Origin of the sequence: Streptomyces griseorubiginosus (assembly GCF_036345115.1) — a bacterium.
Taxonomy (GTDB): Bacteria; Actinomycetota; Actinomycetes; order Streptomycetales; family Streptomycetaceae; genus Streptomyces; species Streptomyces griseorubiginosus_C.
In genome coordinates this window covers 2,564,997-2,577,535 of the sequence record NZ_CP107766.1, presented here as the reverse complement: position 1 = coordinate 2,577,535, position 12,539 = coordinate 2,564,997, and the positions used below count along the sequence as shown (strand labels likewise).

10 protein-coding genes are annotated in these 12,539 nt (G+C 67.0%); all 10 read left to right on the top strand.

Annotated features, from left to right (window positions below; genetic code table 11):
• Nucleotides 1-23 precede the first annotated feature (23 nt).
• Nucleotides 24-1,436 (top strand): hypothetical protein, encoded by a 1,413-nt coding sequence (locus OHN19_RS11410; protein WP_330264091.1) that lies wholly within the window; start codon nucleotides 24-26, stop codon nucleotides 1,434-1,436.
• A 93-nt stretch (nucleotides 1,437-1,529) separates the two neighbouring features.
• Nucleotides 1,530-2,873, top strand: a complete 1,344-nt coding sequence (gene mycP / locus OHN19_RS11405) for a type VII secretion-associated serine protease mycosin (protein ID WP_330264090.1) — start codon at nucleotides 1,530-1,532, stop codon at nucleotides 2,871-2,873.
• A 523-nt stretch (nucleotides 2,874-3,396) separates the two neighbouring features.
• Nucleotides 3,397-4,173 (top strand): hypothetical protein, encoded by a 777-nt coding sequence (locus OHN19_RS11400; protein ID WP_330264089.1) that lies wholly within the window; start codon nucleotides 3,397-3,399, stop codon nucleotides 4,171-4,173.
• Between the two features lie 407 nt (nucleotides 4,174-4,580).
• Entirely contained in the window at nucleotides 4,581-4,955 is a 375-nt protein-coding gene (locus OHN19_RS11395) for a hypothetical protein (RefSeq protein WP_330264088.1), read from the top strand.
• Between the two features lie 92 nt (nucleotides 4,956-5,047).
• The gene (locus OHN19_RS11390; RefSeq protein ID WP_330264087.1) at nucleotides 5,048-7,246 is read left to right on the top strand and encodes a DUF6571 family protein; all 2,199 of its coding nucleotides are present in this window, start codon (nucleotides 5,048-5,050) and stop codon (nucleotides 7,244-7,246) included.
• Nucleotides 7,243-7,905, top strand: a complete 663-nt coding sequence (locus tag OHN19_RS11385) for a hypothetical protein (protein ID WP_330264086.1) — start codon at nucleotides 7,243-7,245, stop codon at nucleotides 7,903-7,905. Before OHN19_RS11390 ends, OHN19_RS11385 begins: the two co-directional genes overlap by 4 nt.
• 76 nt (nucleotides 7,906-7,981) lie before the next feature.
• Complete coding sequence (locus OHN19_RS11380; protein WP_330264085.1) at nucleotides 7,982-8,980, top strand: hypothetical protein; 999 nt, start codon at nucleotides 7,982-7,984, stop codon at nucleotides 8,978-8,980.
• A 364-nt stretch (nucleotides 8,981-9,344) separates the two neighbouring features.
• On the top strand, nucleotides 9,345-9,710 hold the full coding sequence (locus tag OHN19_RS11375) for a hypothetical protein (RefSeq protein ID WP_330264084.1): 366 nt from the start codon (nucleotides 9,345-9,347) through the stop codon (nucleotides 9,708-9,710).
• Complete coding sequence (locus OHN19_RS11370; protein WP_330264083.1) at nucleotides 9,707-10,837, top strand: WXG100 family type VII secretion target; 1,131 nt, start codon at nucleotides 9,707-9,709, stop codon at nucleotides 10,835-10,837. Before OHN19_RS11375 ends, OHN19_RS11370 begins: the two co-directional genes overlap by 4 nt.
• A 26-nt stretch (nucleotides 10,838-10,863) precedes the next feature.
• Nucleotides 10,864-12,273: a hypothetical protein gene (locus OHN19_RS11365; protein WP_330264082.1), complete on the top strand. Its 1,410-nt coding sequence runs from the start codon at nucleotides 10,864-10,866 to the stop codon at nucleotides 12,271-12,273.
• Nucleotides 12,274-12,539 lie beyond the last annotated feature (266 nt).

The following is a 12,539-nucleotide window of genomic DNA, read 5'->3' as shown; positions in this document are numbered from 1 at the left end:
GTGGGCATGAGGGGGCTGTAGACATGGGCGACAAGGACATCGACGACTTCGAGTACGTCGAGACGAACCAGTGCATTTCGGCGAAGCACAGCACGCCGTTCGGGCTGAACTACGACATGGACCAGATGAAGGACATGGTCCGTGACGCCGATCCGGGCACGGTGAACCGGGTGGCGGCGGCGTGGGACGCCCTGAGCAAGGACCTCGTCGGTCCCGGCGGGATCAAGGAGAGCCTCGACGCGGCTGTCGAGCACGTTCTCGCCCACTGGGAGGGACAGAGCGCGGATCTGTTCCGGCAGCGGGCGCAGGTGATCAGCAAGAAGCTCACCGACAGCTCGAAGTACGCCTCCCACACCTCGACGTCCCTCAAGGGCGCCGCCGCGACACTCGCGCAGATCAAGCCCGAGATCATGGCGATGGAGAAACCGGGCAAGGTCTCCAGCGCCCTCGACTACATCGGCAACATGGGCGACCGCGACGACTCGGGCGCGAACAACGCCCTCAAGAGCGGCGAAAGCTCGCAGGCGGCCCTTGACGGGAACGCGGGCAGCCTTTCGGAGGGGCGCGAGGCGCAGCTTCGGATGGCTGTGAAGATGGAGGCGTTGGGGGCGGCTTATAACAGTCGGGCTGCGGAGATGGGGCAGTGGCGGAAGGGGAACCCTGTCAATGACAGGGAGGATTACCCCGGTGAGCCGGGTGGCGTTGCGCCAGCGCCCGTGGTTGTACCTGCGGGGACTGCGACGGCAAGCCCGCGACAGGCTACGGCAGGTACGGCTCGTACAGGTCAGGTCAGCTCGATTAGCTCGTCGAAGGCTGTGTCACCGCCCTCGGGCATTACGGGTGGCGCGCACAAGCCCACCACTACGCAACCTCAGGTCGGTACTGCGATTGACGGGATTGCCGGCGGCCGAACCGGTGCACCTTCGGTCGGCGGCGTTGGCACGGTCGGCGGCGGAACTGCTGGCGGTGGCGGCGTGGGCGGCGGTGCAGGCTTCGTCGGCGGCGCAGTAGGCGGCGCGGCGGGAGCTGGCGCTGCTCGTGGTGGCATCGTCGGCCGTGCCAGCGGCACGGCGGCGGGTATGGCGGGTGGTCGTGCGGGCGCGGGTGCCGGCGGCGTGGGCGGCGCGGGTGCCGCCAAGAGCGCAGCCGGGCGCGTCGGAGGCACGGCTCGTGGTGGCGTAGTCGGTGGCACACCCAAGTCCGGTACGGGGGCAGGCAGGGGCACTGCCGGTGGCTCGGGTCTGCACAGCAGCCGCGGTGCCGCGGGAAAGGGAGCCAGTGCTGTCCGCAAGGGCGGTATCGCAGGTGCTCCCGGTTCGCGTACTGGTCGCCGTAAGGAAGACGAGCAGCGCGAGGGCGAGCGTCCCGACTATTTGGTCGAGGACGAGGAGACCTGGACCCCGCAGACGAACGCAGCTCCTCGAGTCATCGAGTAGTCGCTCGCAGTCCGGCTCACCGGCACGTGACAGGATGCGTGGGCGTGGCTTCCGGGCCACGCCCACGTTCAGTAACCGGATAGGGAAAACGGAATGGCTTTGAAGCGAACGGTGCATGCGTTGGGTGCCATGGCGCTGACTGGCGCGCTGATTCTTGGCGTAGCGCCTGCTGCTTCCGCCGACCAGACAAGACGTGATCAGTGGGCACTGGACGCGCTTCAAGCCGGATCCGCCTGGAAGGTCTCGAAAGGTGCAGGAGTAACGGTCGCAGTCATCGACGACGGGGTCAATGCCGAGCACCAGGACCTTGAGGGCAACGTGCTCCAAGGCAAGGACTTTGTCGATGGTGACAATGATGCGTCCCCGACAGATGACGATCATGGTACGGGGATGGCCTCCATCATCGCTGGACACGGTCACGGGGCAGGAGCGGCAGATGGCGTGATCGGGCTTGCACCAGAGGCTAAGATCCTTCCAATCCGCGTAAACTTGGAGCACGGATCTGGATTCGCAGATGAGATTCGTTATGCGGTGGATCATGGAGCGCAAGTCATCAATATCTCCATGACCCTCGTAGACTCTCGATACGAAAATAGTGGTTCGCCCGAGGATCTCGCGGCCGTTTCTTACGCGCTCGACAAGGACGTCTTGATCGTGGCTGGCGCGGGGAATGATGGGATCGGTCCCGATCTCCCGTTCCCGGCCAATGCTGCCGGTGTTGTGGCTGTCGGCGGTGTGGACAAGTCTGGTAAGTACTGGGCAAATTCGAACTATGGCCCTAAGCTTATGCTTACCGCACCCGCTACACGTATCGTGACGGCGGGGGCTCCAGGAAACAGGCTACGGATCGGTGACGGTACGTCAGACTCGACTGCGTTTGTCTCTGCTGCTGCGGCGCTACTGCGGTCGAAGTTTCCTGACCTCACGGCAGGGCAAATCGCCAATCGCCTCGTGAAGACCGCAGTCCTCCCGGATTCTGCCAAGGGCATCTCTCTCCCCGACGAGAAGTACGGCTACGGAGAGATCCGCCCTCTCGCCGCGCTGACGGAAAACATCCCCGCCGGCTCGAAGTACGGCCCTCTCGCCACCCCGGGGTCGGATAACCCATCCGCTGCCGCAAGCACCGGTACATCTGACACTGAATCCGCTGCAGAGAAAGAGAAGGCAGACCAGAAGCAGATGATCTTTTTCGTCGTCCTCGGTGTCATCGCCCTGGTCGTGGTCGGCCTCATCGTCCTGTTGATCGTGAAGCTGTCCCGGCGCAACAAGAACAACAACAACGGTGGGCCCGGCGGTCCGGGAGCGTACCCGCAGTACGGCCAGCAGCCCTTCCCGCCGCAGCAGAACCCCTACCAGCAGCCCGTCTCGCCGCAGCAACAGAACCCGTACCAGCAGCAGCCCACCCCGCCCCAGTCGCAGTGGCCGCCGCAGCAGTAGTCGCAGGATCGGTCCCGCGCGGATCCTGATCCTCATGTGTGGGCGCAAAGATGTCTGACCATCTTTGCGCCCACGCCACGTTTTCGGGCAGGCCCGGAAGCGTTAGCGCCCGCCTCTCCAGAGTCCGCGCGACCGACATCACCACACCGTCCCAGCAGCCGGTCCCGGGAATCACCCGCCGCGCAAACGTACGGTGGCGATAGGGCTGGTGGCGGCGATCCTTGGCGGTCACGAGCCCCGTCGACTCCTTCGCGCCCGAGTCCCAGGGTGCAAACACTGCGCGGGTCACGTGAATTATTGGTGTCGCCTCGCTCCAGCCCCGGCTTTAACCCCCCTTTCGCGGTTTGGGCACACAAGCAGACTCCGCTAAGCTGCGACAGCTCATCGGCAGCTCAGCGTGACGCCTCGGAATAATGCGGGCCGCAACTCCGCCTCCAGAGGGCCGATTTGGAGCGCCGGATGACTTCTTGCTTAGATGATCAAGACTGTTCGTCCGTAATCAGGAATTTCCACGGGGGTATTCGTGCGCACACATGTCCAACCAATTCGCCATGTCGCCACCGCACTGTTCTGCGCAGCCGCACTGACGTCGCTCACCGCCTGCAACAGCGACAGCGGCAGTGACGCCGTGAAGTCGAAGTCCGCAGCCGGGTCCACGCCGTCCAAGGCGGCGGATGCCGGCCCCGCTGCCAAGCCGAACGGCATCGACAAGCTCTCCGCCAAGGAGATCTACGACACCGGCATGAAGACCAACGCCGAAGCGGGGTCCTTCCACGAGAAGATGGAGCGGCAGGGGACCAAGAGTGACCTCCGGCTCTCCGCCACGGAATGTGTGGGGAGTGTCGAGATTTCAGGGAAGGGTTCTTTCGAGATCATCCGAAAGGGCGACGACATCTGGGCCAAGCCCGATTCGACGTTCGCCGAGGGCATGAACTCGGCGCTCGGCGAGAAGTCGTTCTCCACCGAGAAGTGGACCCACGGCACCTCGAGCAACCCGCTCATGGCGAAGCTCGCCAGCTGGTGTCACCAGGAGCAGGTCACCGCCCCCGACACGCTCGACGCCGGCAGCAAGGCGACCAAGGGGCAGGTCACCACGGTGGACGGGCAGCAGGCGGTGCCGGTTGTTCTGGCGGAGAAGGGGGAGTCCGTCACGTGGTACGTGGCGACCACCGGCAAGCCGTACTTCATCAAGCAGGACAGCACACGCGCTGACATGCAGGACCTGACGGACGACGGCTTCGGCCAGTCGGTGGGGGCGAAGGCGCCGACCGGCGCGGTCGTGGAGGCCCCGGCGGGCTGAAGCACGGTGAGGGCTGACGGCTCGACGGGCAGGAACTCGTCGGGCCGTTCGCATGTGCATCCCCGGTTCATCCACAGTGCATCGCCGGTGCGTCCCTGGCGCATCCCAAGTGGGTCTCCAGTGCATCGCCAAGGCGTCCACAGTGCGGCCAACAGTGGTTCCCGGAAAGGAAGATCCGGTATCTTCGGCCTGCTGATTGGCATGTCCGTGCCTGGGTCGCCGAGGCGGGGCTGGGCGGAGTGGGCGCCTCACTGTCGTACGGATGCAACGCGACCCGTCGTCGAGTGAGCGAACCAGGACTGCCCACCACTTTCACAACGGGGATGGGACAAGGGATGAGTACTCCCTTCGATGGGCCACAACAGGGTGGAACCTCTCAGGCGACGCCACGGACGCGGCTGAACTCCGTGCCCGCCGAGGGTGGGGGAGGGGGCGGCGGTGGTGGTACCAACGTCGACACCCAGCGCCTCGACGAAGCCGCCAACGCCCTTGTCGAACTGCGCGGTGACACCGAGAACGCCGACAACGGCGCCGACGACGACTGCCTCAGCGCCTCCCGGGGACTGAACAAGCACACGGCCGGCGGGTTGGCCGAGGGCGGGTCCTGGGCGACCGCCGGCTCCCTGGTGACCATGGACGTCCGCTGGGGCTCCCAGGTCCTCAACCTCAAGCGCCTCCTCCAGGACATCAGCGACAAACTCCACGCCACCAGCGGGCACTACACCCGCACCGAGCAGGAGGAACGGGCCCGGCAGAACTCGATCAGCACGCCCTTCGGGTGAGCCGACCCCCGGGCCCGTGGCGGTAGCCGTACCGCCGCGCCCGGGCGAGCCGTCGAGTCGTACCGGAACCCCCTCACAAGGAGCAGTCGCACATGGTGTCCATCCCCTACCTCGACAAGGCCGACCTCGGCCCGCTGGCCGACGCCGCCGCGTCCTGGGCGGCGCTGCCGGCCAAGTACGAAGCGCTGCAGCGGGAGTTCGAGCAGCGGGTCGTCAACCACCTCAAGGGCCACTGGGACGGTGACGCGGCCGACGCCGCGTTCGTCACCATGGGCAAGGCCCGCACCGAGTACGAGAACGCCGCCACCGAGGCGGAGCGCATCGGCAAGCTGCTGCGGGACGCGCACGGCGAATTCGCCGCGTCCCAGAAGCAGTTGCACGCGCTGCTCGACGAGGCCCGCAACGACCACTACAAGGTCTACGACGACGGCCGCGTCGAGGACGTCGACCCGCGGCAGGACAGCCCGACCGCGTCCGCCTCGCCGGGCCTCGCCGAGGAGCGCAAGAAGAAGCTGGACTCGCTCGTCTCCCGGCTGACGCGGGTCCTGGAGGTGGCCACCGCCGCCGACGAGGCGGCCAGTTCGGCTCTGGAGCGCGACGCCAACGGTGGTGACAACCAGTCCTTCAACACCAGCGTCTACACCACGCTCGACGCCGTCGAGGCCGACCAGGCGTCCGCGCTGATGAACAAGAAGGACCGTCTCACCGACGCCGAGATCACCAAACTGAACCTGCTTCTCTCCGCCAACAAGAACGACCCCGAGTTCTCACGGGAGTTCGCGGTCAAGACCGGTGGCGAGAACATGCTCAGCAAGTACAACGAGCTCATGAGCCCACCGGCCGGTACCACGCTCTCCAAGGCGCAGCTGGCCCAACTCAAGGAGCTCAAGGCGAACTTGGGCACCACCATCGGTACGGCCACCACCTCGGACGACCACCGCAAGGGCGGACCCGACCCCGAGATCACCAAGTTCCAGAACGACCTCCTCAAGGCAGGCCAACGGGACTTCAACGCCAACCCCACCGAGTCGCCGTACGGCCTCAGCGGCTACCAGCTCACCAGCAGCCTGATGAGCGAGGGCAAGTGGGACAAGGACTTCCTCCAGGACTACGGCGACGCGCTGATCACCGCGGAGAAGAACGGCGCCAACGGCGGGCAGAACCCGGATGCCTACTGGGGGTACCCGCGGACACTGGGCTCGACGAACATCGGGGCGCTCGACCCGATGACCGGCTTCATGGACGCTCTGGGGCACAACCCCGATGCCTCCACAGAGTTCCTCACCTCCGACGCCACCATCGACGGTGAGAAGGTGGACCACCTCGACTACCTGCTCAAGGACCGGCACTGGCCCGAGGGGCCGGGGTACACCGGTGACCCCGCCAACCCCAGTGGGTACAACAACCTCGGCCACGCCATGGAATCCGCCACCTCGGGCCGTGCCTTCGACGACGACGGTGCTCCCGTGAAGCACACCGCCGAGCGCGCGGCCCTGATGAAGGAAGTGGTCGACACCATCGGCGGCGATCCCAACCTCGCCAGTGACTCCGGCCGCGACGCGCTCCGCGACAGCCTGGGCAACATGACGGCGGAGTACATGGCGGACGTGCAGGCGTCCATCGCCAACGAACAGGGCACGATCAAGCCTTTCGGGGCGGATGCCCACCTCGACATGGGCACCCTGGAGCCGTTCATCTCGACGGTCGGGCGGGATCCCGACGCCTATGTCGCGATCACCGAGGCGTCCAAGGCCAACACGGCCATTTGGATGCAGGAGGTGGCCAAGGGAGACCCGTCGAACCTGACTGCCGCGATGCAGAATGTCACCTATCCCGGGGGCGTCGTGGCGGGATTTCTCAGCGACTCACGCGATCAGGCCATTTTCGAGGAGCACTCCGCCTCCGACAAGGACTTCAACGACGCCGTGGCCAACGGTGACAAGTGGGTCGGACGTGGTCTTGGTATGGCGGTCGGCGCGGCGACAGGAACGGCCGCACCGATCGTGGGAACGATCGCCGGCTGGGCTGTCGAGGATGTCCAAGCAATGGTGGTGGAACAAGTTCAACAAGACACCACGGATGAGGCCAAGCGGGAAGCGGCCAACAAGTACGCCGAAGGCTGGACTGCGGTCGGCAAATCCAGTGCTGAATCGGTAAGGGAAGCCGTCGAACACTCGGGTCGGCAAATGTCGGATGACGACCTCAGCCAGCTGGCCGGCTCCGTGGAGCAGGCCGCGAAGTCGGGCCATACGGCGGGCGCCACCTGGAACTCCTCAGTGAACGGACGATGATTGCTGTGCTGTCACGCGCTCCTCGGAGAACTCGAAACCTGATCGCAGTCGCCGTTGCCTTGCTGGCCGTGGCAGGTTGCAGCAGCTCGGACAAGCAGACGAACGACGAGAGCAAGCCGGTGTGCGGCGGCAAGCTCGACGGAGAGGCCTTCCAGACGCTGGTCGGCGACGACGGCGTCACCGAGGAGGACGTCGACAAGTTCTCGCCCACTAAGTGGAATGCTGCCGGGTCTTGCTCGCTCTACGGCAAGAAGCACGCAGTGGTTGTCGACTATCTCTTTCACTCGGACACCATCGACAACCTCGACAGGTACAGGTCTCCGGGCCCCTCTACCGTCAAGACCTTCAAGGTGGGGTCGGCTACCGGATACCTGGAGACAACCAAGGTGCGGGTGGCCAAGGGAAACGTGAACCAGAACCGGGCGTGGCTGGCTCTGCCCTGTGCCATTCCGGGAGAGAAGACGAGCGATCACGCAATGCTTGAGATCGAGGTGAAGGAGCCGCCGCCGGCGCGGACTCTCGACGACTCGCTGACCAATGCGTTCGTCTCTGCCCTGACCATCGCCACGAGCTACCTCGGTGACGATGTCTTCAAGTGCTCGGCGGCTCCCTCGGCGACGCCGTCGGGACCGGCCTCTCCGGGCCCTTCGGGTGGCTGAAGGCGGCAGGGCTCTTGATGGCCGACTCCTCCGGCGCCTCCGAGGTGGGAATGGCCGACGTCGACTGACCGGTTCCGTGGTGGCACTCGCTCTGCTGGGGGCCGGGTGCTACGGATTCCAACTCCAGTACCCGGCAGCCAGGACCGCGCGGGCGTGCAGCGGCATGCTGCCCGTCGGCTCGGTCCTGGATCTCGCGGGGAAGTCCAAGCTGTCCCTGCTCGGTCTGGGATTCGACGTGTCCAGCTGGCAGTTCGACGTGGCGCACGACGTGACCGAGCCGACCGGTCTGGCGACGCGGTGCGCGGTCGACGGCATCGACATCGCCATCGAGACCACGGCCGGCGCCATGAACGCGTACGGCGCCTACCAGGACAACGAGAAGGCCACTCCCGTACCCCTGAACGGCGGGTGGCAGGGGCTCATGGTCAACAAGAACGAGGAGTCGACGGCATCGGTGCTCCTCAGCTGCAAGAACTGGACACCGAAGGAGGGCAGCGGAATCCTGGTGACGGCCGATTCGCCGTACGACGTCGAAGTCACCGAGTCCGTACGCCTCAAGCTCGCCCGGGCCGCCGTGGAGACGGCGCAGCGGGCGGCTGACAAGACCGGCTGTGAGTCCGAACCGGGAGAGGCGGGCAAGCTGACCGCTCCGGCGGCAGGCGCCCGCACGGTGTCGACCGGGGCCGCCACGGGGACCTGCGAGGGGATGACCTCCGCGCCGACCGTGCGTGAGACCGACGCCGCGAAGTCGCCGGTCGAGGAGTGCGTCCTCGGCGGCGACCTGCGACTCGTCGCCGCGTACGGGCCCTTCAGCGATGCGTCGGACGCCGTCGTCAACGGCAAGTACGGCGGTCACGAGACACCTTCGGGAGCCGACAGCACCACGGTCTGGACGTCGGCCGCGTGCCAGGGCGCGCTGGGCGTCGGCTACTACCACGCCACGCCGGTCCAGGGCAGCGACCGGAAGCTCACCTCGGACCCGCTCACCGACGAGGAGCGGGCGGATCTGGCCCACTTCGCGGAGGAGTCGGCGGCTCGGCACGGCTGCGGCGCACCGGCGGCTCTGCGCTCCTGATCAGGGGCATCGCCGGGCTTTCGTGGTGCTCTGGCGACCGGGCACACTGCCCCTCGCAGGGCTGCGGTCGCGGTCGCCGGCACTGAACCAATTCGCCTTGTGGGCCAGTCCGCCTCCTCCGCGTGACCGTACCCCGCCGTATGCGACCCGCCTCGTCGACGGGTCGGCCGCCGACTCCCCCCTCCATGGCGGGACAGTGCTGTCGGTGTCGAAGCAGGGGGCGATCGCGGACCCCGTGAGATCTGGCGCGCCCGGTGCGGCCGCACCGCGCGTTCTCCGCAATGGGCGCTTGCCCGCACTGCGTTGACTCCGTCCTTCCATCGTGTGCAACCCGTGACTCTTCGGTCGGTGCGTGGTTGCGGAAGTGCACGTCAAGATCTCGGAGGACGGGGAGCAGGAGCTGCGTATGGCTGGGGACTTCTACTTGGATGCGCGGGAACTGGGGCAGCTGGCGCGCGCGTTCGACACGCGCGCCTATGACCTGGCGAGTGCGGTCAAGGCATTCGAGCGTACGACGGGGGCGGAACCGATCCATGACGGGTTCGGGTTTCTGACGGAGTCGGAAGAGGTCACGTCGGCCTACGTCGACTTGGCCGCCGGGATGGTCGAGGCATTGGGGAATCTGGCTCGGCAGTTCGATGCGGTGAGTCAGGCCGTACGGGACAACGCGAAGAACTCCGAAGCGGCCGACGACGCCCTCGCCGGGCTGTTCGGGGGCGGGAAGAGTTGAGCGAGGAGAGCGTCGCCGAAAAGGTCTACGAAGCCGGGATCGAGGTCGTGAATCCCGGTGGCCGTCCCGATGTGCTGCGTGCGGCGGCCAGAGGGTGGCGGACCATGGGGGAGGAGCTGGAGGAGGCGTACGGCGGGCTCGACCGGATGGTGCGAGGTGTCCTCGGCGAGCACTGGCGGGGAGATTCGGCCGAAGCCTTCCACGCGTACTGGCGGAATGTCGGAAAGGCGGTCGAGGAGACCTTGCCGCTCTTCGAACAGGCCGCGAGAGGGCTTGAGAAGGCGGCCGACGACATTGAGGAGATCAATGACGAGATTCATCAGATCTACCTCGAGATCGGGGTCTCGATCGGTGCGTCCGTATTGCTCTCCTTCGTCACTGTCGGGTTCTCGGCGGCCGCCGGGGCGGCGAATGCGGTGCGTTTGGGCGCGCAGGCCGTGGAGGCGGCCACGAGGTTGGGGCGCCTGCTGGCCGCTGCGGCCCGGATGTTCCAGACCATTCGTACGACGGTGAGGAACAGTAAGTGGCTGAGGCTGGGCGTCGAGCTGGGTCTCCAGTGGGCCGCCGGGACCGGGGCCGGTGTCGCGACGAATGTGGCCACCGGCGATGACGCCGACTTCAAGAGCAATGCGGTCAACGGCGTTCTGGGAGCCCTCGGCGGCAGGTTCGTCGCGGGTCGCTTGGCTTCGCAGCTCGGCGGAGGTGTGGTCGCCAACGCTGTCGACGGCGTGGCTCTGGGCGCCTTCTCCTCCGTCGCCGGCGACACCGTCAACAACCTGCGGAGCGGGGACCGGTTCGACAGCTCGCAGATGGCGTTCGGAGCGGTTGCCGGAGGTCTCACCGGGGGAGCGGGGAGCGTGGCTGTTCACCGGGCCACGGACGGGCGAACCCTTTCGGCGGCGCGAAGCCTGACGGGTGATGTCGCCACCAACGTTCCTGTCGGCATCGCGCTCGGTGCGGGCGGCAACCTGTCCAAACACGGTGACGCGGCGGTCAACGGAGATCCCAACGCCGACGACAAGGAGGACCGACCCGGTGCGGCCGACGACACCAGCAGGAGAGCCCGTGACAGTGCGCGGGCCTTGCGGGATCGGCCCGACCCACGGCGTTATGGGGCGTTCGGATGAGTAGCGAGTGGACCGTTGACAAGGCCGTGACCGACATCCGTGCCTACCAGCTCTGCGGGAGGTTCGTCACCATGGCCGTACCGCTCGCCCTTGTGGCGCTGACCACCACCGGGCTGTTCCTGGGTGCACCGGTGCGCGCGGCTGTCCTGTGGTTCTCAGTGTCTCTGCTCGCCGCGTCCCTGGTCATCTGGGCGATGGCCGTGCTGCGCGACGGCGGCCGGCGCCGCGGTGAGACCTACGGATGGGCCGTGCGGGCGGCCTCGGCGTCGCCGGTAAGCGGCGACGGCACCGTGCCCCAGCGGATGAGCGGCACACGCTGGCTGACGATCCGTTACGGCGGCGCGGTGGTCACTTCCCTCACTCTGATGGCCCTTTGGGTGACGCTCGCCGCATCGGATGCGCGAGGAACAGGCCTGAGCGCGGCCCTGGCCCGCGAGGGCGCGGCGATCGAACGGCGTCCCATCGTGAAGATCGAGAACCAGGACGCGGGCACCAGTCACCGCTCCTCCGCGACAGCCGACTACACCGTCCTGCTTCCCGCAGCCGCAGGAGGGAGCAGCGTGCCCGCGACCTTCCGGGCAGACACCAACCGGCGCCAGGGGATCGGCAGCGAGCTGTACGTGGCGTCCGTACCGGAGCGGCCCGAGCTCGGCGCCATCGGCGACGATCAGCTCGCTGAGGTGCAGCGTCAACTCGACGGGCGTGCGGTGGAGTTCGCAAGCGTATGGGTGATCGGACCCCTGTGGCTACTGGCGACTCTCGCCGCGACCGTGGGCTGGGCCCTGACCGGAAGCGTCCGTCGGCCCTCCCGCACGGTCACCCCGGACTGGCGCACCATGCGCGTCACCGTCACCGGCACCGAACAGCACACCGAAGTGCCTTTGCCAGGAAGCCCCGAGGCTGCCGACGAGAAGAAGCGCCGGGAGAACACTCGCCGGTTGCAATGCCTCGTGCTGGAATGCCGCGGTCACACGGTCCCCTTCCACTCCCAGATGGGAACCCAGGCAGCGGGCGAAGTCCTGTCCGGCACGCGGGGCCTGCTGCTCTGGCATCCCCGTCAGCGCCGAGGCCGTGACGTCCTTGCCGAGTTGGTGGGCGACGACGGCTGGCAGCTGCCCGGCGCGGTCCCGGTCCGCGTGGCCGAGGAGGCCGTAGCGAAGAATCTCACCGATCCAGCGCAGCCGGACCCCGAACGGCGGGTCAGGTTGCTGGATCTCGGGGCGGGTTGGCTGGTGACCGCCTCCCTGCCGGGCGTTGCGGGGTTCGCTGTGGCGTTCGGCTGCCTGGCCACCCTGCTGCTCGTCCCGGACAGCGGAGCCTGGCGATGGTGGACCGCCGTGTCGGGCGTGCTCGCTCCGGGTGTCGGCTTCACCGTGCAGGGGGTGGCGAGGATGGATCCCGGGACGGCGGCTCAGGAGCTTCAAGGGAGCCGGTGAACAGGACCCTTACTGACTGGTCCAGAACCAACGGCGTCTGCCTGACCCAGGCAGACGCCGTTCGAATGCCACGTCCCGCGCGGCCCCGAAGCCGGCTCCGCTCAGCGCGAGCACCGCCATGATGAGCAGCACGATCATGGTGGTCGGTTGACCGCCACACCTCTTCCTCATCCGCGGGGAAAGAGCTGGTGGTCCATACGGAAAAGAGCGATGGGTGCGGCGTGGACCCTTAGGGCAGATGGTGTGAACCCGTGTGAGGGGATCGT